General features: G+C 75.1%; 24 protein-coding genes. 13 read left to right on the forward strand and 11 right to left on the reverse strand.

The window, feature by feature from the left end:
• The first annotated feature begins 34 nt into the window (after positions 1-34).
• From ACZ6EM_RS24085 to ACZ6EM_RS24100, 4 genes are all read left to right on the forward strand, one after another.
• The gene (locus ACZ6EM_RS24085; RefSeq protein ID WP_465773207.1) at positions 35-1,474 is read left to right on the forward strand and encodes an MFS transporter; all 1,440 of its coding nucleotides are present in this window, start codon (positions 35-37) and stop codon (positions 1,472-1,474) included.
• Between the two features lie 73 nt (positions 1,475-1,547).
• Entirely contained in the window at positions 1,548-2,093 is a 546-nt protein-coding gene (locus tag ACZ6EM_RS24090; RefSeq protein WP_359905746.1) for a hypothetical protein, read from the forward strand.
• Between the two features lie 11 nt (positions 2,094-2,104).
• Entirely contained in the window at positions 2,105-2,905 is an 801-nt protein-coding gene (locus tag ACZ6EM_RS24095) for a futalosine hydrolase (RefSeq protein WP_465773208.1), read from the forward strand.
• Positions 2,898-3,749, forward strand: coding sequence for a 1,4-dihydroxy-6-naphthoate synthase (locus tag ACZ6EM_RS24100; RefSeq protein ID WP_359905752.1), 852 nt, complete (start codon positions 2,898-2,900; stop codon positions 3,747-3,749). Before ACZ6EM_RS24095 ends, ACZ6EM_RS24100 begins: the two co-directional genes overlap by 8 nt.
• An 18-nt stretch (positions 3,750-3,767) precedes the next feature.
• Here the strand turns inward: ACZ6EM_RS24100 and ACZ6EM_RS24105 are convergent, their stop codons facing one another.
• Positions 3,768-4,151, reverse strand: coding sequence for a cold-shock protein (locus tag ACZ6EM_RS24105; protein WP_401053585.1), 384 nt, complete (start codon positions 4,149-4,151; stop codon positions 3,768-3,770).
• A 471-nt stretch (positions 4,152-4,622) separates the two neighbouring features.
• Between ACZ6EM_RS24105 and ACZ6EM_RS24110 the strand changes: the two genes are divergently transcribed.
• A complete protein-coding gene (locus ACZ6EM_RS24110) occupies positions 4,623-4,862 on the forward strand; it encodes a hypothetical protein (protein ID WP_401051325.1) in 240 nt (79 codons plus the stop codon).
• Positions 4,863-4,952: 90 nt separating this feature from the next.
• Here the strand turns inward: ACZ6EM_RS24110 and ACZ6EM_RS24115 are convergent, their stop codons facing one another.
• Entirely contained in the window at positions 4,953-5,582 is a 630-nt protein-coding gene (locus ACZ6EM_RS24115) for an HAD family hydrolase (protein WP_465773209.1), read from the reverse strand.
• 99 nt (positions 5,583-5,681) lie between these two features.
• On the opposite strand from ACZ6EM_RS24115, the gene ACZ6EM_RS24120 reads away from it, so the two are divergent.
• From ACZ6EM_RS24120 to ACZ6EM_RS24135, 4 genes are all read left to right on the forward strand, one after another.
• Positions 5,682-6,728: a FecCD family ABC transporter permease gene (locus ACZ6EM_RS24120; protein ID WP_401051319.1), complete on the forward strand. Its 1,047-nt coding sequence runs from the start codon at positions 5,682-5,684 to the stop codon at positions 6,726-6,728.
• A complete protein-coding gene (locus ACZ6EM_RS24125) occupies positions 6,725-7,771 on the forward strand; it encodes a FecCD family ABC transporter permease (RefSeq protein ID WP_452179013.1) in 1,047 nt (348 codons plus the stop codon). Before ACZ6EM_RS24120 ends, ACZ6EM_RS24125 begins: the two co-directional genes overlap by 4 nt.
• Positions 7,771-8,589 (forward strand): ABC transporter ATP-binding protein, encoded by an 819-nt coding sequence (locus ACZ6EM_RS24130; RefSeq protein WP_401051315.1) that lies wholly within the window; start codon positions 7,771-7,773, stop codon positions 8,587-8,589. The genes ACZ6EM_RS24125 and ACZ6EM_RS24130 overlap by 1 nt, the downstream gene beginning before the upstream one ends.
• Before the next feature lie 71 nt (positions 8,590-8,660).
• Positions 8,661-9,647: an ABC transporter substrate-binding protein gene (locus tag ACZ6EM_RS24135; protein ID WP_401051313.1), complete on the forward strand. Its 987-nt coding sequence runs from the start codon at positions 8,661-8,663 to the stop codon at positions 9,645-9,647.
• Here ACZ6EM_RS24135 and ACZ6EM_RS24140 read toward each other — a convergent pair.
• Positions 9,538-10,467 (reverse strand): DUF6597 domain-containing transcriptional factor, encoded by a 930-nt coding sequence (locus tag ACZ6EM_RS24140; RefSeq protein WP_452179012.1) that lies wholly within the window; start codon positions 10,465-10,467, stop codon positions 9,538-9,540. The genes ACZ6EM_RS24135 and ACZ6EM_RS24140 overlap by 110 nt on opposite strands.
• 65 nt (positions 10,468-10,532) lie before the next feature.
• Between ACZ6EM_RS24140 and ACZ6EM_RS24145 the strand changes: the two genes are divergently transcribed.
• Entirely contained in the window at positions 10,533-11,120 is a 588-nt protein-coding gene (locus tag ACZ6EM_RS24145; RefSeq protein ID WP_452179010.1) for a TIGR03086 family metal-binding protein, read from the forward strand.
• Between the two features lie 64 nt (positions 11,121-11,184).
• Here ACZ6EM_RS24145 and ACZ6EM_RS24150 read toward each other — a convergent pair whose 3' ends face one another.
• On the reverse strand, positions 11,185-12,060 hold the full coding sequence (locus ACZ6EM_RS24150; RefSeq protein WP_465773210.1) for a LysR family transcriptional regulator: 876 nt from the start codon (positions 12,058-12,060) through the stop codon (positions 11,185-11,187).
• 155 nt (positions 12,061-12,215) lie between these two features.
• A complete protein-coding gene (locus tag ACZ6EM_RS24155) occupies positions 12,216-13,241 on the reverse strand; it encodes a PRC and DUF2382 domain-containing protein (protein ID WP_465773211.1) in 1,026 nt (341 codons plus the stop codon).
• Between the two features lie 200 nt (positions 13,242-13,441).
• On the opposite strand from ACZ6EM_RS24155, the gene ACZ6EM_RS24160 reads away from it, so the two are divergent.
• On the forward strand, positions 13,442-13,810 hold the full coding sequence (locus ACZ6EM_RS24160; protein ID WP_360348212.1) for a nuclear transport factor 2 family protein: 369 nt from the start codon (positions 13,442-13,444) through the stop codon (positions 13,808-13,810).
• Positions 13,811-13,891: 81 nt separating this feature from the next.
• On the opposite strand, the gene ACZ6EM_RS24165 is transcribed toward ACZ6EM_RS24160, so the two are convergent.
• The 3 genes from ACZ6EM_RS24165 to ACZ6EM_RS24175 form a co-directional block, all read right to left on the reverse strand.
• Positions 13,892-14,689, reverse strand: a complete 798-nt coding sequence (locus ACZ6EM_RS24165; RefSeq protein WP_401045515.1) for a hypothetical protein — start codon at positions 14,687-14,689, stop codon at positions 13,892-13,894.
• A 194-nt stretch (positions 14,690-14,883) separates the two neighbouring features.
• Positions 14,884-15,924: a fatty acid desaturase family protein gene (locus ACZ6EM_RS24170; RefSeq protein ID WP_465773221.1), complete on the reverse strand. Its 1,041-nt coding sequence runs from the start codon at positions 15,922-15,924 to the stop codon at positions 14,884-14,886.
• A 202-nt stretch (positions 15,925-16,126) separates the two neighbouring features.
• Entirely contained in the window at positions 16,127-16,732 is a 606-nt protein-coding gene (locus ACZ6EM_RS24175; RefSeq protein WP_465773212.1) for a TetR/AcrR family transcriptional regulator, read from the reverse strand.
• A 69-nt stretch (positions 16,733-16,801) separates the two neighbouring features.
• Between ACZ6EM_RS24175 and ACZ6EM_RS24180 the strand changes: the two genes are divergently transcribed.
• Positions 16,802-17,674, forward strand: a complete 873-nt coding sequence (locus ACZ6EM_RS24180) for an alpha/beta fold hydrolase (protein ID WP_465773213.1) — start codon at positions 16,802-16,804, stop codon at positions 17,672-17,674.
• A gap of 62 nt (positions 17,675-17,736) precedes the next feature.
• On the opposite strand, the gene ACZ6EM_RS24185 is transcribed toward ACZ6EM_RS24180, so the two are convergent.
• The gene (locus tag ACZ6EM_RS24185; protein ID WP_465773214.1) at positions 17,737-18,390 is read right to left on the reverse strand and encodes a TetR/AcrR family transcriptional regulator; all 654 of its coding nucleotides are present in this window, start codon (positions 18,388-18,390) and stop codon (positions 17,737-17,739) included.
• A gap of 105 nt (positions 18,391-18,495) precedes the next feature.
• Complete coding sequence (locus ACZ6EM_RS24190) at positions 18,496-19,269, reverse strand: SDR family NAD(P)-dependent oxidoreductase (protein WP_465773215.1); 774 nt, start codon at positions 19,267-19,269, stop codon at positions 18,496-18,498.
• 176 nt (positions 19,270-19,445) lie between these two features.
• Here ACZ6EM_RS24190 and ACZ6EM_RS24195 point away from each other — a divergent pair, with 176 nt between their 5' ends.
• Positions 19,446-20,081, forward strand: coding sequence for an NAD(P)-dependent oxidoreductase (locus ACZ6EM_RS24195; protein WP_452179005.1), 636 nt, complete (start codon positions 19,446-19,448; stop codon positions 20,079-20,081).
• A 112-nt stretch (positions 20,082-20,193) separates the two neighbouring features.
• Here the strand turns inward: ACZ6EM_RS24195 and ACZ6EM_RS24200 are convergent, their stop codons facing one another.
• A complete protein-coding gene (locus ACZ6EM_RS24200) occupies positions 20,194-21,117 on the reverse strand; it encodes a hypothetical protein (protein ID WP_465773216.1) in 924 nt (307 codons plus the stop codon).
• Positions 21,118-21,184: the final 67 nt, after the last annotated feature.

A 21,184-nucleotide genomic window follows, 5' to 3' on the forward strand; every position in this document is an offset into this window, starting at 1 on the left:
CCCCGGGGCGCCCGCAGACACCGTGGACCCCTCCGTGGCCGAAGCCCCGGACGGCCCCGACCGGGCCCCGCGGGAGCCGGACGGGGACGAGGACGAGGCCCCCGAGCCCCGCCGGCACTTCCTGATCCGCACCGCCTCCGCCGCCGGCTCCCGCACCGGCAAGGTGGTGCACGGCACCGGCCGCCGGATCCGCCGGGCCACCGCCGCCGAGGGCGCGGGCGAGTCCGGCCTCGCGAAGCTGATCGAGCTGCACGCGCTCAACTCCTTCGGCGACATGCTGATCACCGTCGCGCTGGCGTCCACCATCTTCTTCTCGGTGCCCACCGGCGAGGCCCGCGGCCGGGTCGCGCTCTACCTGCTGATCACGATGGCCCCGTTCGCCCTGCTGGCCCCGGTGATCGGCCCGCTGCTGGACCGGCTGCCGCACGGCCGCCGGGCGGCCATGGCGATGGCGATGCTGGCCCGGGCGGTGCTGGCCTGGACGATGGCCGGGGTGATCGTCGGCGGCGGCATCGCGCTCTACCCTGAGGCGCTCGGCGTGCTGGTCGCGTCCAAGGCGTACGGCGTGGTGCGCAGCGTGGTGGTGCCGCGACTGCTGCCGAGCCGGCTGTCCCTGGTGAAGGCGAACTCCCGGGTCACCCTGGCCGGACTGCTGGCCACCGGCGTGGCGGCCGGGGTGGGCGGGCTGCTGCACCTGGTCGGGCCCGGCTGGCCGCTGCGCGGCGCCTTCCTGGTGTTCGTGGTCGGCACCCTGATGGCCTTCCACCTGCCGCCCGCGGTGGACTCCGCCAAGGGCGAGCAGCGCGCCGTCCTGCACGCCGAGGTGCACGGCGAGGGCTCGCACCTGATCCACCACAGGCCGCCGCCGGTCAAGGCCTCGCTGCGCACGGTCGGCCCCTCGGTGATCCTGGCGCTGCGGGCGATGTCGGCGATGAAGTGGCTGGTCGGCTTCCTGGTGATGTTCCTGGCCTTCCTGCTGCGGGAGGAGCCGATCGGCGGGCTGCGGCCGACGGTGGCGCTGGGCCTGGTGGCGCTGGCCGCCGGGACGGGCAACGCGCTGGGCTCGGTGCTCGGCTCCTGGCTGCGCACCCGGGGCCCGGAGAAGACCATCAGCGCGATGCTGCTGCTGGCGACCTGCGCGACGGCCGCGGCCGCGCTCTGGTACGGCGTGGTGACGGTGGTCGTGGTCGCCGCGGTGGCCGGGATGGCGGCCTCGCTGGGCAAGCTGGCCCTGGACGCGCTGATCCAGCGGGACGTCCCGGAAGCGGTGCGGACCTCGGCGTTCGCCCGTTCGGAGACCCTGATGCAGCTGTCCTGGGTGGCGGGCGGCGCGGTCGGCATCCTGCTGCCGCTGAACGGGAAGCTGGGCCTGTCGATCGCCGCCGGGGTGGTCGGCCTGGCGCTGCTGTGGACGCTGCGCTCACTCCTGCGGGTGGGGCCGCGGCGGCACCCGGCGACGCCCCGGGTCGCCTGACCGCGCCGGCGCGGCAACACGCGGTGCCGACCCCCGCGTCGCGTGATCGGCCGGGCCCGGTAGATTCTGACGCATGAGCCTCAATTCCCGTGCCATCGCCGCCCTCGGCGCCGTCGTCGTGGTCGGCGCCGCCACGGTGGGCACCTCCGTCGCCATTGCCGCCGGCCAGACCGAGCACATCTCGCACCGTGCCACCCTCACGGTCGGCAACTCCTCGATCGTCGCGGACCCGCTGTGCTGGAACGCCGGCAGCCCGCTCACCGACGACCAGCAGCAGAAGTGCCAGGAGGACGCGACCAAGGCCCTGCACGACGGCACGCTGCCCACCTCGGACGTCGTGGGGAGCGACCGGGTCGGCGTCGGGGTCTCCCCCAACGTGGCCGACACGGGCTGGTGGGCCTTCACCAACGGCGGCTCGTCCAACCAGGGCGGTCGCTACACCCTGTTCTCGGCCGCCAAGGGCCCGACCTGGTCGGGCGCCCAGTCGGCGAACAAGGTGCTCAACTCCAGCGGCAAGACCGTGGTGACCGTGGTCGAGGGCGACCCGAACCAGGAAGCCCCGATCGCCGTCTGGTACTTCCAGCTGAAGACCGAGGGCAACAGCTCCGACAACGGCTGACCGGGCCTGCGATGACCGCGCCCGCCGTCACCGACGGCCGCACCGAGCAGTCGGGCCCCGCACGGGCCCGGCTGCTCGTCGTCGTCGCGGTGGCCGCCGAGGCCGAGTCCGTACTGCGCGGCCTGCCCGGTGAGACCGCCGCGGTGCCGCTGCCCGGCGGCACGCTGCACCGGGCCCAGGAGGTGCCCGTGGACGTGCTGGCCGCCGGGGTCGGCCCGGCCGCCGCCGCCGCCGGCGCCGGCGCCGCGCTGGCGGCCCACCCGTACGCGCTGGCCGTCTCGGCCGGGATCGCCGGCGGCTTCGCCCCGCTCGCCCCGGTCGGCTCCACGGTGCTGGCCGACGCGATCGTGGCCGCGGACCTCGGCGCCGAGACCCCCGAGGGCTTCGCCGACGTCACCGAGCTGGGCTTCGGCACCGTCCGGCACGCCCCGCCCCCGGCCGCCGTCGCGCTGGTCGCGCGGGCGCTGGGCGGTCCGGGCCTCGCCGTCGGCCCGGTACTGACCGTCTCCACCGTCACCGGCAGCGCCGCGCGGGCCGCCGAACTGGCCGCCCGCCACCCCGGTGCCGTCGCCGAGGCGATGGAGGGCTTCGGGGTGGCCGAGGCCGCCGCCCGGTACGGCGTGCCGGCCCTCGAACTGCGCACGGTGTCCAATCCGGTGGGCCCGCGCGACCGGGCCGCCTGGCGGATCGGCGAGGCGCTGGCCGCCCTGGAGCGGGCCTTCGCCGCGCTGCCCGTGCACGACCTGGCCGCGCGCCACGAACCGGACCCGGCCGCGCGGCACGAACCGATTGAGGAGGCCGGCCGTGGCTGAACGGCTGAGCATCGCGTACTCGCCCTGCCCGAACGACACCTTCGTCTTCCACGCCTGGGCGCACGGCCTGGTGCCCGGGGCGGACGCCCCCGAGGTGACCTTCGCCGACATCGACGTCACCAACGGCCGGGCCGAACGCGGCGAGCTGGACGTGCTGAAGATCAGCTACGGCGCGCTGCCCTGGGTCCTGGAGGAGTACGCCCTGCTGCCCTGCGGCGGCGCGCTGGGCCGCGGCTGCGGCCCGCTGGTGCTCACCCTGCCGGGCGTGGCCTCCCCCGCCGACCTGGCCGGGAAGACCGTCGCGGTGCCCTCCGAGCGCTCCACCGCCTACCTGCTGTTCCGGCTCTGGGCGGCGAAGGCGGTGCCCGGCGGCTTCGGCGAGATCGTCGTCCTGCCGTTCCACGAGATCATGCCCGCCGTCCGGGACGGCCGGGTGGACGCCGGCCTGGTGATCCACGAGGCCCGCTTCACGTACCAGCAGTACGGCCTGCACAGCCTGGCCGACATGGGCGAGGCCTGGGAGCAGGAGACCGGCCTGCCGATCCCGCTGGGCGCGATCGTCGCCCGGCGCTCGCTCGGCGCCGAGCGGCTGCGGGCGATCGCCGACGCGATCCGCGCCTCCGTGCGGCAGGCCTGGGCGGACCCGGCGGCGAGCCGCGAGTACGTGCTGGCGCACGCCCAGGAGATGGACCTGGACGTCGCCGAGCAGCACATCGGGCTGTACGTCACCGAGTTCAGCGAGGACCTCGGCGAGGAGGGCTACGCCGCCGTCCGCGCGCTGCTCACCCGGGCCGCCGCGGAGGGGCTGGTGCCCCCGCTCGACCCGGGTGCGCTCGCGTTCTAGCCGGCGGCCGGCCGACGGTCAGAGGTCGAACTGGTCGGCCACCGCGCGCAGCAGGCCGGCCAGCTTCTGGCCGGTCGGCTTGGCGGGGTAGCGCCCGCGCTGGAGACCGGGCAGCACCGCGTCCAGCGTGGTGATCAGGTCCTGGACGATCGGTGCCATGTCGTCGGCGCTCCGGCGCTGGGCGGCGGCCACCGAGGGCAGCGCCTCCAGCAGCTGCACCGCCATCGCCTGGTCCCCGCGGTGCCCGGCGACCACGCCGAACTCGACCCGCTGGCCCGGCTTCAGCGACGTGACACCGGAGGGCAGCGCCTTGGTGTGGACGAAGACGTCGCCGCCGTCGTCGCGCGACAGGAAGCCGAAGCCCTTCGTCTCGTTGAACCACTTGACCTGGCCGGTGGGCATCTCGAACAGTCCTCGAATGGGTGTGGGGGATCCCGGCCCGGGCCGGGGATCACTGGGTGGTGGGAAAAAACGACCGGCCTCGACTCGGCGCCCGTGGGCGCTCATGGCCGGCACGCGGTCAGGAGCAGACTAACCGTCCGTCACTGCCTCATCCGCGTTCCGCGAGGGATCCGCGTTCCGAGGCCCGGTCGGGGCGGCGGGACCGGGATCTCGCGGTCACGGGCAACCCGGCGCCGGCACGGCCGGGGCGCGGCTCCGCGCGGTCCATCGGCTGACACCCCCCGGGTCTGAGGACGCGGGGCGCACCTGTAGCGCCCCTCGGCACCCCGTGCATACCCCCGCTCAACAGGGATCAAAACGTTCAGCTGCCGGGAAACTGCGCAACGTGACCGACCCGCTCCGGTGGCGGCCCCCGGCCGCCGCTCTGCCAGACTGGGGACAGTGCCGACCGGCCCGGAGGAGTGAGCAGACGTGAGCAGCCAGAGCACCGACCCCGGCGACGTGTACGTCAAGGCCGGGGCGATCGTCTTCGGTGTCGGCGCACTCGCCACCCTGGTCACCTTCGTCCCGCTGTTCCTGCACCTGACGCCGCTGCCGACGGCGGCCTACTGGCTGAGCATGCTGATGCCGGCCGGTTTCCTGGCCGCGCTGACCGGGCTGCTGCTGAACGCGCGGTCCCAGCGCCGCCGGAGCGCGCCCGTCGAGTCCTGAGGACGGCCGGGACGGCCGCCGAGGACCGGCTGCGGGCCGCGCGGACCGCTACGGGCCCGCCTGACCGCTACGGGCCGCTGCGGGTCGGCGCTAGCGTTCGGCCAGGTGCGCGGCGAGCCAGTCCGGGAAGTCGGTGAGGTCCGCCAGCACCACGTCCGCACCCGCCTCGCGCAGCTCCTGCGCGCTGTACGGGCCGGTGGGCACGCAGACCGCGACGGCGTCCGCGTGCCGGGCGCCCCGGATGTCGCCCACGTGGTCGCCGACGTAGACGCTCGCGCCGTGCTCGCGCAGCGCCTCGCCCTTGGTCTCCGCCCACAGGTCGCCGATCACGGTGTCCGCGGCCAGCCCGGCGTGCTCCAGGTGGAGGCGGGCGTTCGGCTCGTACTTGCCGGTGATCACCGCGACCCGGCCGCCGTGGGCGCGGACCGCCTCGACGGCGGCGTGCGCGCCGGGCAGGGCCACGGTCGGGGCGAAGGCGTGGTCGCGGTAGAGCTCGCGGTAGCGGTCGGCGACCCGCTCCACGTCGGCCTCCGGGAACCAGTTGCGGATCTCGTCCAGCAGCGGCGGGCCCAGCCGGGTGACCACCAGGTCGGCGTCGATGTAGGTGCCGGTCTCGGCGGAGAGCGCCAGGTAGGTGGCGCGGATACCCGGCCGGGTGTCCAGCAGCGTCATATCGAGGTCGAAGCCGACGGTGAGCGGAGCGGGTGGGGTCGCGGACATGCCGTCAGGCTACCCAACCGGCGCCGCGGACCACGAGGCGATTTGCCCGGGCTTCTCAGCTGAACTTAGGTTTACCTGAGTTGTCTGCGGAGAGGGCCCATGACCGACACCAGCGCACCGCCCGGCGCACCGCCCGGCTCGCCGTACCGCGCGCCTCGGCGCCGAGCACTGTGGCTCGCCGCCGCCCTCGCCGTCCTGGCCGCCGCGGTGCTGCTGAGCCTGGCGGTCGGCAGCCGGACCATCCCGTTCGGCGACACGCTCGACGCCCTGCTGCACGGCGGCGACACCGCCAACGCCGTGGTGATCCGCGAGCTGCGGGTGCCGCGCACCGTCGTCGGCCTGGCCGTCGGCGCCGCGCTCGGCCTGGCCGGGGCCGTCATGCAGGGCCTGACCCGCAATCCGATCGCCGACCCCGGCATCCTCGGCGTCTCCCAGGGCGCGGCGGCCGGCGTGGTGGTCGCCATCTCCGGCTTCGGTGTCTCCACCCTCACCGGGTACGTCTGGTTCGGCTTCGTCGGCGCCGTGATCGCCACCGCGCTGGTGTACGGGCTCGCCGGGCGCGGCCGGGGCGGGGCCACGCCGATCAAGCTGGCGCTGGCCGGCTCGGCGACGTCCGCCTTCATCGCCTCGCTCAACACCCTGGTGCTGACCACCGACGCGGCCACCATGGACCAGTTCCGCTTCTGGCACGTCGGCTCGCTCTCCGGGCGGACCTCGGACGTGGCCTGGCAGCTGCTGCCGTTCCTGGCCGTCGGCACGGTGCTGGTGGTCGCGGTGGCGCGCGGACTGGACGCGCTGGCGCTCGGCGACGACACCGCGAAGGGGCTGGGCGCCAAGACCGGCCTGGTCCGGGCGGTCGGCGCGCTCGGCGCGACCGTCCTGACCGGTTCCGCGGTCGCGGCGGCCGGTCCGATCGCCTTCGTCGGCCTCGCCGTCCCGCACGCGGCCCGCGCGGTGGCCGGCGCCGACCACCGCTGGATCCTCGCCTTCTCCGCCGTCCTCGGCCCGGCACTGCTGCTGCTCGCCGACACCCTCGGCCGGGTCCTGTTCCCGCCGTCCGAGGTCCCGGCGGGCGTGATGACGGCCCTGGTCGGGGTCCCGGTGCTGGTGGCCCTGGTCCGCCGCCGGAAGGTGGTGGCCGCATGAGTTCCGTCCCCCTGCGCGGGTACTCCGTCGTCCGGGCCGGACGGGCGTCGTTCCTGCTGCACCGGCGCTCGGTGGCCGTCGCCGTCGGGCTGCTGGTGGCGCTGGCGGCGACCGTGGTGGCCTCGCTCTGCCTGGGCGAGTCCACCGTCCCGCCGGGCGAGGTGGTCAAGGTGGTGCTCGGACGGCCCAGCCCGCACGAGCTGGTGGTCGGCGAGTTCCGGCTGCCCCGGGTGGTGGTCGGGCTGCTGGTCGGCCTGGCGCTCGGGCTGGCCGGGGCGCTGATCCAGACCGTCGCCCGCAATCCGCTGGCCAGCCCCGACGTGGTGGGCGTGACCTGGGGCGCGACCGCGACCGTGGTCGGCCTGATGGCGTACGGCGTGGTCGGCTCGACCGGCCAGGCCCCGTACGCGGCGGTGGCCGGCGGGCTGGTGGCCGGGCTGCTGGTGTACGCGCTGGCCTGGCGGCGCGGCCTGCACGCGCAGCGCTTCGTGCTGATCGGCATCGGCATCAGCGTCGCGCTGTCCTCCCTCACCTCCGTCTTCCTGACCAAGGGCGACGGCTTCCAGGCCCAGGCCGCCAAGGTCTGGATGACCGGCAGCCTGAACGGCGCCGGCTACGACCAGGCCGGATGGCTCGCCCGGGTGCTGCTCGCCGCCCTGCCGGTCGCGCTGTGGGCCGCCCGCGCCCAGCGGTCGATCTCCTTCGACGACGCCACCGCCGTCGGCCTCGGCCTGCGCCTGGACCGGATCCGCCTCGGCATGGCGCTGCTGGGCATCGTGCTGGCCTCGTGCGCGGCCGGGGCCGCCGGGCCGGTGGACTTCGTCGCGCTGATGGCCCCGCAGATCGCGCTGCGGCTGGCCCGCTCGGCGCAGATCCCGCTGTTCTGCTCGGCGCTGACCGGCGCGCTGGTGGTGGTCCTCGCCGACCTGATCGCCCGGCGGCTGCTCGCTCCGACGGAGCTGCCGGTGGGCGTGGTGACCGGCATGGTCGGCGCCCCGTACCTGATGTGGCTGCTGATCCGATCCCGCCGTGGAGGTTCCTGATGTCCGCTCACCGTCTGGAGGCCCGGGGCCTCACCCTGGCCTACGAGGCGCGCACGGTCGTCGAGGGCCTGGACGTGGCCGTTCCGGACGGGCGGGTGACGGTGATCGTCGGCCCGAACGCGTGCGGCAAGTCGACCCTGCTGCGGGCCCTCGGCCGGCTGCTGAAGCCGGTCCGGGGCGCGGTGCTGCTGGACGGCGAGGAGCTGGCGCGGATCCCGACCAAGCGGATCGCCCAGCGGCTCGGCCTGCTGCCGCAGTCGCCGACCGCCCCCGAGGGCATCTCGGTGGCGGACCTGGTCGCGCGCGGCCGCCAGCCGCACCAGAGCTGGTGGCAGCAGTGGTCGCCGGAGGACGAGGCGGCGGTCGCCGAGGCGCTGGAGCGCACCTCCACCGCCGAACTGGCCGAGCGGAGCATGGACGAGCTGTCCGGCGGCCAGCGCCAGCGCGCCTGGATCGCGATGGCGCTCGCCCAGGGCACCGACATCCTGCTGCTGGACGAGCCGACCACCTACCTGGACATCGCGCACCAGGTGGAGGTGCTGGACCTGGTCCGCCGGCTGAACGTCGAGCGCGGTCGGACGGTCGTCGCGGTGCTGCACGACCTCAACCAGGCCGCCCGGTACGCGGACCACCTGGTGGCGATGCGGGACGGCCGGGTGGTGGCGCAGGGCCCGCCCGGGGACGTGGTGACGGCCGAGCTGGTGCGGGAGGTGTTCGGACTGGACTCGGTGGTGGTGCCGGACCCGGTGACCGGCACCCCGCTGGTCGTGCCGGGCGCCCCGTGGGCGGCGCTCACCCCGGACGGCGCTCCCGCTTAACGGCACTTTAGCTGCCATTTCGGACATAATCGACGGCGCCCCGACCCGCCCGCGCCGCCAGAGGACCGCCGATGCCCCGGATCTCCCGCCGCACCCTCCTGACCGGCCTCGGCGCGGGCGCGCTCGCGGCGGCCGCCGGCTGCACCACCGGGCACCCGGCCCCGGGGACCGCGGACGGCCTCGCCACCGGCGCCTGGCCGTCCCCGGCCCCGGTGCCGCCGGTGACGGTGAACGCCGCCACCGGCCCGGTCGTGGTGCCGGGCGCGCCGATGCGGGTGGTCGTGCTGGACACCGACGTGCTCGACTCCGCGCTGACCCTCGGCATCACCCCGGTCGGCGCCGCGCTGCCGGGCCGCGACACCAGCTACCCCGAGTACTGGCCGGCCTCCCGGACGGCCGGGATCCGGCTGGTCGGCCCGGCCGGCGCACCCGACCTGCCGACCGTACGGGCCCTGCGGCCGGACCTGATCCTCTCCAACCAGACCCGCGACGGCGACCGCTACGAGCAGCTGCGGGAGATCGCCCCCACCGTGCTCACCCAGACGTCCGGGGCGCCGTGGAAGGCCGACTTCCAGCTGCACGCCCAGGCGCTGAGCCGGGAGGCGGCCGGGGCGGCCTTCGCCGGCGCGTACCAGAAGCACGCCGGACAGGTCGCGCAGGCGCTGGCGGCGGCGAAGCTGTCGGGGCGCAAGGTGAGCCTGGTGCGGTTCGTGGAGGGCGGCGGCATCCGGCTGTTCGGGCGGCAGAGCTTCCCCGGGACGGTGCTCTCCGACGCCCAGATCGGCCGGCCCGACGCGCAGAACGTCGACCAGTCGGACTTCGCGATCCCGCCGGACCAGCTCGCCCGGGCCGACGGTGACCTGCTGCTGTACGCCACGTACGGCGATCCGGAGCTGTCGGGCGCCACCGCGGCACTCGCGAGCCCGGGGTGGCGGGCGCTGGGAGCCGTCAAGGGGCACCGGGCGTTCCCGGTGGACGACCAGCTGTGGTTCCAGGGGATCGGGTACACCGGGGCCAACTACGTGCTGGACGAGCTGCAGCGCTTCCTGGGGGCGTAGCCGGGGTCCGGCGCGCCCCCGCGTAACGGGCCGGGGAGACGCCGACGGCCGCGGTGAAGTCCCGGGTGAGGTGCGCCTGGTCGGCGTAACCCAGCTCGGCGGCGAGCGCGGCCAGGTCCAACCCGCCGTCCGTACCGGCGCGTTCGGCGGCCTCGTGGAGACGGGCACGGCGCAGCACCCACTTCGGGGAGGCGCCGACGTACTCGGCGAACAGCCGCTGGAGACGGCGGACGGTCAGGCCCGACTCGGCGGCCAGCTCGTCCACCCGGCGAAGGTCCGGTGTGCGGGTGATCCGGTCCACCACGGCGGCGACCTCGGCGGCGACCGGGTCGGGCGCGGGCAGCCGGGGGCGGAGGAAGGCGTCGGCGAGCGCGGCCGGATCGCCGGGCGCCCCGAGGACCTCCGCGTTGAACCGGTCGGCCCCGGGCCCGAAGTACTCGGCGGCGGGCACGGAACGGTCGGCGAGCCCGCTCACCGGGTGCCCGGCGAAGGCGCGGAAGGCGCCGGGACGGAACCGCGCGCCCAGCACGTGCCCGGCGCCCTCCAGCCGGCGGACGAAGAGCGAGCGGTCCACCCCGTACACCCGCGCCCCCGGCGCCTCGAAGACCAGGTGGACGTTGGGGTGGGCGAGCACCTTCTGCTCGTACGGCGGCAGGCCGTGCAGGTCCCAGCGAACCAGCCAGTAGTACTCGACGAACACCGCCACGGCCGGGTCGGGCGCGAGCCGGTCCACGGTGATCAGCTCCGCCGCCCGGGCGGGGTGGAGCACGCCCCGGCCGAGGTCGGGGGCGTCCGGGGAGGCCGGGGAGTCCATGCCCATGCCGCCAGGCTAGTCGTCGCGTTTCTTCAAGACCCGCCGGTGCGGCCCGGCCCAGAATCGAGGCCATGAACGCCCACCCGATGCACCCGTTCCTGACCCGCGCCGCCTCCGCCGCGGCCGGTGTCGCCGCCGCCGTCCCCGCCGACCAGCCGCTGGACGCGCCGACGCCCTGCCCGGAGTTCGACACCCGCGCGCTGATCAACCACTGGGTGCTCTACACCTCGCACGGCCTGGAGCACCGGGCCCGGCGGATCGAGCTGCCCGAGGAGCTGAACGCGCGGGACTTCGCCGCCGACGCCGACTGGCGCTCCGCCTACGCGGCCCAGCTGGAGCGCGCGGTCGCGGCCTGGGCGGACCCGGCCGCCTGGGAGGGGGACGTCGACCTCGGCGGCACCCCGATGCCGGCCGTCGGCATCGCCCGGATGCTGATCCTGGAGCTGCTGCTGCACGGCTGGGACGTGGCCCGGGCGACCGGCGGGCGGATCGAGGTCGACGAGGAACTCGCCCTGCTGACCGGGGAGATCGTGGCGGAGAACGCCGAGCTGTACCGGCAGTACGCGGGCTTCGCCGAGGCGGTGGCCCTGCCGGAGGGCGCCCCCGCGTGGGACCGCGCGCTGGCCGCCTCGGGCCGCGACCCGCACGGGAAGGCCTGAGCCGAGGACACCGGACCCGGCCGGGCCGGGCCGGGCCGGGCCGGGCCGCACGAGCGGTACGGGATCAGCCCTGACGCAGCGCCTCCCTCAGGCGGGCCATCAACAGCCCTACGGCCGGGGAGGGTTGATCACGGCGGGCGACCAGCCCGAGCCGGGCCCGGATGGCGGCGTCGACCAGCGGGACGGCCCGCAGTCCGTCGCCCGCGGCGGAGGAGGGGCTGAGGACGGCCACGCCCGCGCCGCGCTCGGCGAGCCGGAGCAGGGCGACCGGGGAGCTGGCCTCGATGTCCACCCGCGGGTCGAGGCCGAGCCGCCGGCAGGAGCCCCGGTAGGCGGCACGGATGCCGGTGCCCGGGGAGAGGCAGAGGATCTTCTCGCCCCGCAGGTCCGCGAGCCGCAGCCGCGCCCGGTCCAGGGCGTGCCCGACCGGGACGACGGCGGCGATCGGCTCGTCGATGGCGACGGTGGCCTCCAGGCCCGGGAAGACCTCGCCCGCGTAGCCGATCAGGGCCAGGTCGAGCGAGCCGGCCAGGACCTGCGCCTGGAGGTCCTCGGAGTGCCCCTCGTGCAGGCTGAGTTCGATGCCGGGGTGACTGCGGCCGAGGTCGGCGACGGCGTCCAGGAAGGGCGGGATCGAACAGCCCGTGATCATGCCCAGCCGGACCCGGCCGCGGACGGCGTCCGCGAACTCGGCGGCGGTGTGCTGGATGGCGTCGAGGGTGGCCAGGGCGTTCTTCGCCAGCGGGAGGACCGCTTCGCCGGCCGGGGTGAGGCGCACCTGCCGGCCCGCCCGGTCGAGCAGCAGCTGGCCCAGTTCCCGCTCCAGCTTGGCCACTTGGGTGCTGATGCCGGACTGGCTCACGTGCAGCCGGGCCGCGGCGGCGGTGAAGGTCCCCTCGTCGGCCACGGCGGCGAAGTAGCGCAGCTGGTGCATCTCCATGACCGGTGACGATATTCGACCGGGCGCTCCATCCGCTCGGCCGATCGGTCCGCCGGACGAGCGACCTGACGGGACGACCCGGCGGGGACGGACCGCCTCGAACGACCCGCGGGGACGGACCGCGGCCGCGCGGGGCGGTCACGGCCCGGCCGACGTCACCGGCGGCGGTCCTTGCCCTGGATCTCCTTGCTCTGGATCTCCTTGCCCTGGATCTCCTTGCCCTGCGTCCGTGCCGTCCCGCCGTCGGGCAGGTCGGCCTCGATGCGCTCCTTGCGCACCCGGCCGGTGACGGTCTGCTCCTCGACGCGTTCCTCGGTCACCAGCCGCACGCGCTCGACCGGGACGGCCTCGGTGCGCACGACCGGCCGCTCCGCGTGCAGGGTGACCTCGTACTCGGCCTCCGAGATGAGCTCGCCGGTCATCGCGGCACCGCGGTCGGCCTCGGCGATGGGTTCGTGCTCGACGTGGACTTCCTCGTGCCGCACCGGCACGGTCTGCCGCTCCTCCTCGGTGACGACGTACTTGTGCAGCTTCGCGTGGCCGGTTTCGTACCGCTCGACGCCGACGCGCATCCGCTCCTCGGAACGGGTCATCACGCCGCCCTTGCCCGGGTGGACACCGGTCCGCCCGGCGGCGGAGGCGGCGCCCGGAGCCGCGGCGGCACGCGTGGTGGCGGTCGGGGTCGCGGCGGCACGGCCGGTCTCGGCGGCAGCTCCGGTCATGCCCGCGGGACCGGCCGTGCCGACCGCACCGGTGCGGCCCGTGGTGCCGGTGTGCCCGCTCGCGACGGTGGTTCCGGCAGCGGCGGCCGCGGCAGTGGTGCCGGTGCCCGCGGCGGGCCGGTCGGCCGCCTTCCGGGCCCCGTCCCCGATGCCGTAGTACTGGTAGAGCCGATGTTCCTCGCGCTCGGAGAGGTGTCCGCCACGGTCCACGTCCACCAGCGGCGCGTTGTTGACCTTCTCCTTGGGGTACGGCACCTCCAGGTGGTCGCCGACGACCCGGGCGTCGCGGATCGGCACGAACGACTCGCCCGCCCCGAACCATCCGGTCTTGACGCTGACCCACTCCGGCTTGCCGGTGACGTCGTCGAGGAACACGTGGTCCGCCTTGCCGATCCGGCTGCCCCGTACGTCGCGGACGGGCTGGTGCAGCATGGAGCGGGCCTGCTGTTCGGTGATCACGATTCACGCCTCCTTCGCATTCCAGCGATGAGCGCCTTACCGGCCCGAACGGTCCGAAACCACCTCAGCTGACCTTCACTCAGCGTGACAGTCGTGGCCCACCGGTCACGCAGCGCATCCTTCTTTCATCATCAGCAGAGATAGAAGCCATCTGATTCATCTGTTGGACGGATGGTCGTGGTGGCCGGGAGGATGGAGGCATGACGACGACGAAGACCGCGCGTGAGCTTGCCGAGACCTACTTCACCGCCTGGGAGGCGGGCGACTTCGAGACCGTCCGTGGACTGCTGGCCGAGGACGTCGACTTCGTCGGCGCGCTGGGGACGGCCTCCGGGGTGGAGGAGGCGCTGGCCGGGCTGAAGGGGCTCGGGCAGGTGCTGGAGAAGATCGACGTGAAGGTCCGGGTGGCCGAGGGCGACGAGGTGATCACCTGGTTCGAGCTGTGCACGAGCATCGCCCCGCCGGCGCCCACGGCGAACTGGATGCACGTCGAGGACGGGAGGATCGCCCGGATCCGGGTCACCTTCGACCCGCGCGGCCTGCTGGCCGGCTTCGAGCGGAAGGCCTGAGACCGACGGGCCCGGGGCCCGGCAGGGCCCGAGGCATGGGCCCGGCAGGCCCGGGACAGAACCGGCCGCGGCCGGCCGGCCCTACCCGGCCTCGTGCTGCGCGTACCTGGTCGTGAAGCCCAGGACCGCCACGTACCGGCCCTCGGCCGCCTTCGTGACCTCGCTCGGCCGCACGGGCTGCCAGGTCAGGTACTCGGACCGCTGCCCCTCGTCGTTCCGGTAGCGCCGGCTTCCGTACTTCTCGTACCAGTAGTCCTCACCGGAGGTCAGGAGTTCGGGGCCGGGCGGCCGGGTGACGTTCACGGCCAGTTCCGTCCGCACCGCCTCGCCCGTCGCCAGCGCGAACTCCACGGACGGGGCGATCGGCCTGGCCGCCGCCTCCGCCGCCTCCTCCGGGGTCGGGTCGGCGGGTGGCTGGTGGTCGTACTCGTCGGCCGCGACCAGGCTGTTCCACCTCTGTGAGCTGCGCCAGCCCTGGCCGTCCAGGTACCGGTCCAGATCGGCCAGCCGGGAGCGGACGTCACCCCCGTCGAAGGCCAGGTAGACGTTCACGGTCCGCTCGCAGGCCACCGGCAGCCACGTACCCCGGCTGAACAGATCACCGCGGTAGTCGGTGCGGCACACGTCGACCGTCGACCTCCCCAACCCCTGCGCCCACGGCAGTAGTTCGGGCAGCCGGTCGATCCGGTCGGCCATCCGCTCCTCGGCCGCCCGGCGGGCCTCCCCGGTCACCGGGGCCTGTGCGATCCCCGGGACGTCCGGAGGGGCCGGGATGGCCGTGGCGCGGTAGAGCCGCCACCCCGCCCAGCCGCCGAACACGACCGCCGTCCCCAGGACCGCGATCATCACCCACCGCAGCCAGAACCGAACCACATCCACCTCCGGCCTCCGCCCACCCCGCTCGGGCATCGTACGGGCGCGAACGCGCAACCGTACGGGCGGTACCGCAGGACGGCCGGTCCGCACGGGACGTCGGCCGGTCCGAGCTCCCGCGCGGGACAGCGGCGTTCACGCCCTCCCACCCCTCCCGCCGCGGCGGAGGTGACCGCCGGCCGCCGCGGCGGAGGTGACGGTCACCCGTCGGAGCGGAGCGGCTCGCCGGCCCGGTGCAGGTGGGCGAAGATCTCCCGGTAGGAGCGGAACAGGCCGGTCTCGCAGTACGGGACGCCCTTCTCGGCGCAGAACTCCCGGGTGATCCGGGCGGCCCGCCCCAGCGCCGGGGTCGGCATGCTGGGGAACAGGTGGTGCTCCACCTGGTAGTTGAGGCCGCCCATCAGCGAGTCGATGAGCACCCCGCCGCGGACGTTGCGCGAGGTGAGCACCTGGCGGCGCAGGAAGTCGAGCTTCATCCCGGGCGTCACCATCAGCATGCCCTTGTGGTTCGGGGCGAAGACGCACCCCAGGTAGACCCCGAGCAGCGCCTGGTGGACGGCCAGGAAGGCGACCGCCTTGCCGACCGGGAGCGCCGCGAACACCAGGCCGAAGTAGCCGGCGAAGTGGACCACCAGCAGCACGCCCTCCAGCACCGGGCGCTTCATGACGGGGCTGCGCAGCGCGCGGAAGCTGTTGAAGCTGAGGTTGAGGCCCTCCAGCAGGAGCAGCGGGACGAACAGGTACGCCTGCCGGCGGCCGATGAACCGGGCGAGGCCGCTCGCCTGCCGGGCCTGCCGCTTGGACCACACCAGGAGTTCGGGTGCGACGTCCGGGTCCCGCTCCTCGTGGTTCGGGTTGGCGTGGTGGCGGGTGTGCTTGTTCATCCACCAGCCGTAGCTCATGCCCATCAGCAGGTTGGCGGCGATCCGGCCGCCGATCTCGCTCGGCAGCCGCCGGTCGAAGACCTGGCGGTGCGCCAGGTCGTGGGAGAGCAGGCCGATCTGGGCGAAGACGACGGACATCGCCGCCGCCAGGCCGATCTGCCACCAGGTGTCGCCCAGCGCGAACAGGGCGTACCAGCCACCGAGGAAGGCGGCGAGCACCAGGCCCGCGCGGACGGCGTAGTAGCCGGGGCGCCGGTCGAGCAGGCCCTCGGCGGCTATCCGGCGGGTCAACTGGGCGAAGTCGCTGCCGCCGCTCCCCGGCCGGGGGGAGGGGGCTTCGGGCGCTTCGGTCGTCATCACGGGCTGCGCGGGCATGCCCCGATTCTGGCGGCGGCCCGCCCGCCCGCAGAACGGGGAAAGCACCCGTCCCGTACGGGTGTTAACCCCCGTGCCGCGAGGGGTGCCGGCCCGCCGCCGGGATCGGCGGGGCGGGGAGGCGGCGGGGTGGGGAACCGGCGGGCGGAGAACCGGCGGGACGGGGATCGGGGAGCCGGGCCCCTCAGCAGGCTTCCGGCCGGCCGAACAGCTCGTCCAGGTGGTACGCGAGGACCGCGAGCGCCTGCTCACCGGTGCGCTGGCCGCCCAGGACGCTGGAGCCGAGTCCGTTGACCATCGCCAGCAGCCCGGCCGCGACCGTGTCGACGTCCCGCTCCGGCCCGATCTCCCCGGCCTGCTGCGCCGCGCGCAGCTGCTTGGCGAGGAAGCCCTCCAGCACGGCGGGCGGCTGCGCGGCCTGCTTCTCCAGCACCTCGGGGTCGCCGAGGACCAGCGTGTAGTACGCCGCGTACGTCCTGGTGATCCGGCGGCTCTCGGCGTCCGTCGGCAGGATGCAGGACAGGACCGCCGTCACCACCTCCCGGGGGGCGCGCGCCGGGCCGATCCACTGCTCTATCCGGGCCTGGAGCTGGGTGCCGAGCCTGGCCAGGGCGTCCAGGAGCAGGCCCTCCTTGGTCGTGAAGTAGTACTGCACGAGTCGCAGGGAGACGCCGGCCTCCGTCGCGACCGCCCGCATGCTGGCGGACTGCAGGCCCTGGGTGTCGGCGATGCGCAGCAGGGCCTCGGCGATCTGCCGGCGGCGTTCCTCGTGGTCGACCTTCGCGGTCATGTTCCGGCCTCCGTACGTCCGACCCGTTCTCCTGGTACACCCGTATCATGCATGTGATACACATGTACCATGCGAATCAGCGAGTTCAGGAACGGCAAGGCCGAAGCCCGCTTCCGCACCGCCTACGAGCGCGCGCTGACCGAACTGCGGCCCCGGCCGTGGACGCCGCTCGACGTCCCCACCGGCTACGGCACCACCCGCGTCTACCGCACCGGCCCCGCCGAAGGACGGCCGATCGTGCTGCTGCCCGGCTCCGGCGGCAACGCGCTGATGTGGCACGGCCACCTCGACACCCTCGCCGCACAACACCCCGTGATCGCCGTGGACACCGTCGGCGAACCGGGCGCCAGCGTGCAGAGCGCCCCCATCACGGACGGCCGCGACGCCGCCGCCTGGCTGGAGGACCTGCTCACCGCCCTCGACCTGCCCACCGCCCACCTGGTCGGCTGCTCCTACGGCGGCTGGATCGCCCTCAACCACCAGATCCACCACCCCGGCCGGACCGCCGGACTCACCCTGGTCGACACGGCGGGCCTGGCCGACCTGGACCGCCGCTTCTACACCTGGATGATCCTCGGCGGCCTCGCCGCCATGGCGCCGCGACCGCTGCGCCCCAGGCTGGCCCGACTGGTCGGCAACAGCGCCGTCCTGGAGACCGAACTGATGGCCCTGGTCCGCGCCTCGGTGGGCTTCCGCCGCCGGCTGCCCCCGGCCGCCACCCTCACCGACGAGGAACTCGGCCGACTCACCGCCCCCGCCCTCTTCCTCCTCGGCGAACGCAGCGCCCTGCACGACTCCCGGGCCGTCGCCGACCGCCTGCGCCAGCTGGTGCCCGCCGCCCGGGTCGAGATCGTCCCCGGCGCGGGACACTCGCTGCCCACCGACGACCCCGCGGCGGTCACCGCCGGGATCCTCGGCATGGCCGCGCGGCAGACCGGCTGACCGGGGCGGCCGCCGGGGCGCGGCTCCCGGCGGCGCCGGGGCCGACGGGCGGCCCGCCGCCGCTACGGCCGCTCCACCGGCCCACCGAGCGCGGCGCGGACCAGACGGATGACGGCCGGGGTGGCGGCGGCCGGACCACCACCACCGCCGTCCGGCGCGCCCGCCGTCCCCGTCCCTGTCTCCGTCCCCTTCCCCGCCTCCGCCTCCGCCTCCAACGCGTCGTAGGTCTCGAAGGCGGTGAGGACGAAGAGCAGGCTCGCCGCGTCCGGCGGGGCGGCGGGCAGCCGGCCGGCCAGGACGGCGGCACCCTCGCGGCGGCGGGCGTCGCGGTCGGCGATGACCCGGCCCACCTCCTCGTCGAGCGCGGCGAGGGCCCGCAGCCGCCGGGTGCAGACCCGGTCGACCGCCCAGAAGCCGCCCATCACCTCGACGAAGCGGTCCACCGCCGCCCAGGGGTCGGCCAGGGTGAAGGCCTCGGCGAGCCCGGCCATGCCGCCCTGCGCGGCGAGGGCGTCGCAGACCGCCTCCAGCAGGCCCGCCTTGGAGCCGAACTGGTAGTAGACGGTCGCCCGGGCGACGTCGGCGCGGCGGGCGACGGCGTCCAGCGAGACCCCGCCGGTCTCGGCCAGGTGCGCGCGGGCGGCCGCGACGATCCGGGCGCGGGTCTCGTCGACCTCCGCCTGCCGCTGTCCCATCCGGTAGGACCGGGGGCTCATCCCGCTCGCCTCCACTCGTTCCGCTCGTCCGCGTGAACTGGCAGTATCGCCGATCGGTTCCCCCGGGCGGGGCCGCCCCGGCATCCGCAGGGACGGCCCCACCGCTCAGAGGATGACTCGCCCCCCGCTGACGTCCAGGGTCTGCCCGGTGATCCAGGAGGACGCGTCGGAGCCCAGGAAGAGCACGGCCGAGGCGATGTCCACCGGCTCGCCGAGGCGGCCCAGCGGGTGCGCGGCGGCGACCGCGGCCTGCACCTCGGGCGGCATCTGCGCCGCCGTCCGCTCGGTCCGGACGGCACCCGGCGCGACGGCGTTGACCCGCACGCCCTCACCGGCGACCTCCAGGGCGAGGTGCCGGGTGAACATCAGCACGCCCGCCTTGGCCGTGGCGTAGGCGGCGGAGGCGCCGCTGGGCAGCCGGCCCGCCGTGGAGGCCATGGTGACGATCGAACCGCTGCCGCGGGCCAGCAGGCCGGGCAGGAAGGCCTGGACGGTGAGGAAGGTGGCGGTGAGGTTGCCGTCCAGCACGGCCCGCCAGTGCTCCTCGGTCTCGCGGACGGTCGGCACCGGGTAGCCGTCGCCGCCGGCGAAGGCGGCCAGGACGTCGACCGGGCCGAGGTCCTGCTCGATCCGCGCGGCGGCGGAGCCGAGCGCCGTCGCGTCCGTGCAGTCGGCGACCAGTCCGAGTGCCTGGGCGCCCTCCGCCCGCAGCTCCCCGGCCACCTCCTTCAGCGCCGCCTCGTCGCGGCCGAGGACGGCGACGGCCGCACCCTGCCGGGCGAAGGCGCGGGCGGTCTCCGCACCGATGCCGCGGCTGCCGCCGGCGATCACGACCACCCGGCCGGCCAGATCGGGGTACCGAGCCTGCAGAACTCCCATGTCCCATCGCTCCTTTGGACTTGCACTCGCGGTGTGCTGTGGTTCACTTGGTTTCATTCATACAGTCCGTCTGAATGAATGACAAGCACCGACCCGACCCGGACACCGGCCGAGCACCGACCCCGGACCGTCCGAGTCCCGAAGTCCCCGAGTCCCGGAATCCTGAGGAGGAACCGATGAGGATCGCAGTCGTGGGCGCCACCGGACGCACCGGCCGCCTGGTGGTCGACCTCGCACTGGCGGCCGGACACACCGTCACCGCCGTCGCCCGCGACCCCGCCCGGCTACCGGCGCACACGCACGGCAGCGCGCTCACCGCGCGGGCCGACGTCGGCGAACCCGGCTCCCTGCACGGCCCGTTGAACGGCCAGGACGCCGTAGTCGCCACCCTCGGCAGCACCGGCCGCGGGGCCACCACCGTCTTCTCCGACGGCGCCCGGGAGCTGACCGCGGCGGTCCGGGACGGCGGCGTCCGGCACCTGGTGACGATGAGCTCGGCGGGCCTGGACACCAGCCGGCTCCCGTTCGCCCAGCGGGTGGTGACCAGGCTGGTGGTCGACCGGCTGTACCGGGAGATCCATCACGACCTCGCCCGGATGGAGGCGGTGCTCGCCGGCTCCGACACCGCCTGGACGGTCGTCCGGGTACCGATGCTCAAGGACGGACCGCCGTCCGTGGGCCCGCAGATCTCCTACGACCGGCCGCTTCCCCGCGCCGGCACCGCCACCCGCGCCACCGTCGCGCACTGGATCGTCGGCCACCTCGGCGACCCGGCGACCTTCCGCCGCCTCGTCCACCTCGCCGACGACTGACGCCCGGCCCGTGCCCCGTCGTCGGCGTCACCCGAGCCGTGAGCGCCCGAACCATGGAGCCGCCGAGCCGCGAACGGCCGTCACCCGGCGGCCGCCGCCGACCGCCCCCGGCTCAGCCCTGCTGCGGCGGGCGGCGGCGCATGGCGAGCAGCAGCAGGACCACCGCCGACAGCACCGCGGCCAGCCGCAGCACGTTCGGGGCCGACGACCAGCTGATCTGGCCCAGCGGCGAGCCCGACTGGAGGCCGCCGCCCTGCCCCCCGGCCTGTTTGGCCTGCCGCATGGAGTAGAGGGTGGTCGCGCTCATCGTGACCAGCGGAATGCCGAGGATCACGAACTTGCGCATCAGGTCGGAGATCTGGCGGGACAGGTAGCCGAGGCCCCAGCCGGCCAGCATGGCCGGGAGGAAACCGGAGACCGCCCCGCCGACCAGCAGGCCGCAGGAGAGCAGGATCAGCGGGGAGGGCTTGCGGGCGGGCGCGTCCTTCTGCGCCTCCTGGCCCTGGCCCTTGCCCTTCGCCTTCCCCTTACCCTTCGCTTGGCCCGCGGCCTTCCCGGCAGGGGCGGCGGGCGCCGCCGGGGTCTGCTCGATCCGGCCCCTGCGCGGCTTCTTCCTCAGGTCCGCGGCGGGCACCGCCGGCTCCGGCGCGGGCACGGCCTCCTCCCCGGTGCGCTGCTCGGGGATCGGCTTCGGCGCGGGCCGCGGCCCGTCCGAGAAGTCGAAGAGGGTCATCGTCCACGGGCCGGTGCTCGACACCGTGGGCGGCGGGATCGCGTGCGCCCGCGCCTCGGCGGTGGCCAGGTCCGGCGGGTCCAGCGGTACGGACGGGATGCCGGCCGCGCTCGGCGCCGGCGGGTCGTACACGCTGTCGGGGTCGAAGTCCGGCACGGGCCCCGGGGCGGGGACGGGACCGGAGGAGGGGGCGGACGGAGCCTCCGCGGCGCCGCCGGAACCGGAGCCCGCGCCGGCCTCCGGGCCGCCGCCCGAGCGCTCGCTCCACGGCCCGCTCTTGCGCCACCACTCGCCGTCCGTCATCACCGACCACCCCGCCTCGCCCGTACCGGCCGCCCACCGAACCGCCCTCGGCGTGACGCTACCCACC

This window comes from Kitasatospora sp. NPDC041917 (assembly GCF_055589745.1).

Excerpts from the sequence above, each read along its gene's own strand:
- ACZ6EM_RS24090 (WP_359905746.1), top strand. The coding sequence starts at position 1,548 with ATGAGCCTCAATTCCCGTGCCATCGCCGCCCTCGGCGCCGTCGTCGTG.
- ACZ6EM_RS24095 (WP_465773208.1), top strand. The coding sequence starts at position 2,105 with ATGACCGCGCCCGCCGTCACCGACGGCCGCACCGAGCAGTCGGGCCCC.
- ACZ6EM_RS24105 (WP_401053585.1), bottom strand. The coding sequence starts at position 4,151 with ATGCCCACCGGCCAGGTCAAGTGGTTCAACGAGACGAAGGGCTTCGGC.
- ACZ6EM_RS24115 (WP_465773209.1), bottom strand. The coding sequence starts at position 5,582 with ATGTCCGCGACCCCACCCGCTCCGCTCACCGTCGGCTTCGACCTCGAT.
- ACZ6EM_RS24120 (WP_401051319.1), top strand. The coding sequence starts at position 5,682 with ATGACCGACACCAGCGCACCGCCCGGCGCACCGCCCGGCTCGCCGTAC.
- ACZ6EM_RS24125 (WP_452179013.1), top strand. The coding sequence starts at position 6,725 with ATGAGTTCCGTCCCCCTGCGCGGGTACTCCGTCGTCCGGGCCGGACGG.
- ACZ6EM_RS24130 (WP_401051315.1), top strand. The coding sequence starts at position 7,771 with ATGTCCGCTCACCGTCTGGAGGCCCGGGGCCTCACCCTGGCCTACGAG.
- ACZ6EM_RS24135 (WP_401051313.1), top strand. The coding sequence starts at position 8,661 with ATGCCCCGGATCTCCCGCCGCACCCTCCTGACCGGCCTCGGCGCGGGC.
- ACZ6EM_RS24140 (WP_452179012.1), bottom strand. The coding sequence starts at position 10,467 with ATGGGCATGGACTCCCCGGCCTCCCCGGACGCCCCCGACCTCGGCCGG.
- ACZ6EM_RS24145 (WP_452179010.1), top strand. The coding sequence starts at position 10,533 with ATGAACGCCCACCCGATGCACCCGTTCCTGACCCGCGCCGCCTCCGCC.
- ACZ6EM_RS24150 (WP_465773210.1), bottom strand. The coding sequence starts at position 12,060 with ATGGAGATGCACCAGCTGCGCTACTTCGCCGCCGTGGCCGACGAGGGG.
- ACZ6EM_RS24160 (WP_360348212.1), top strand. The coding sequence starts at position 13,442 with ATGACGACGACGAAGACCGCGCGTGAGCTTGCCGAGACCTACTTCACC.
- ACZ6EM_RS24170 (WP_465773221.1), bottom strand. The coding sequence starts at position 15,924 with ATGACGACCGAAGCGCCCGAAGCCCCCTCCCCCCGGCCGGGGAGCGGC.
- ACZ6EM_RS24175 (WP_465773212.1), bottom strand. The coding sequence starts at position 16,732 with ATGACCGCGAAGGTCGACCACGAGGAACGCCGCCGGCAGATCGCCGAG.
- ACZ6EM_RS24180 (WP_465773213.1), top strand. The coding sequence starts at position 16,802 with ATGCGAATCAGCGAGTTCAGGAACGGCAAGGCCGAAGCCCGCTTCCGC.
- ACZ6EM_RS24185 (WP_465773214.1), bottom strand. The coding sequence starts at position 18,390 with ATGAGCCCCCGGTCCTACCGGATGGGACAGCGGCAGGCGGAGGTCGAC.
- ACZ6EM_RS24190 (WP_465773215.1), bottom strand. The coding sequence starts at position 19,269 with ATGGGAGTTCTGCAGGCTCGGTACCCCGATCTGGCCGGCCGGGTGGTC.
- ACZ6EM_RS24195 (WP_452179005.1), top strand. The coding sequence starts at position 19,446 with ATGAGGATCGCAGTCGTGGGCGCCACCGGACGCACCGGCCGCCTGGTG.
- ACZ6EM_RS24200 (WP_465773216.1), bottom strand. The coding sequence starts at position 21,117 with ATGACGGACGGCGAGTGGTGGCGCAAGAGCGGGCCGTGGAGCGAGCGC.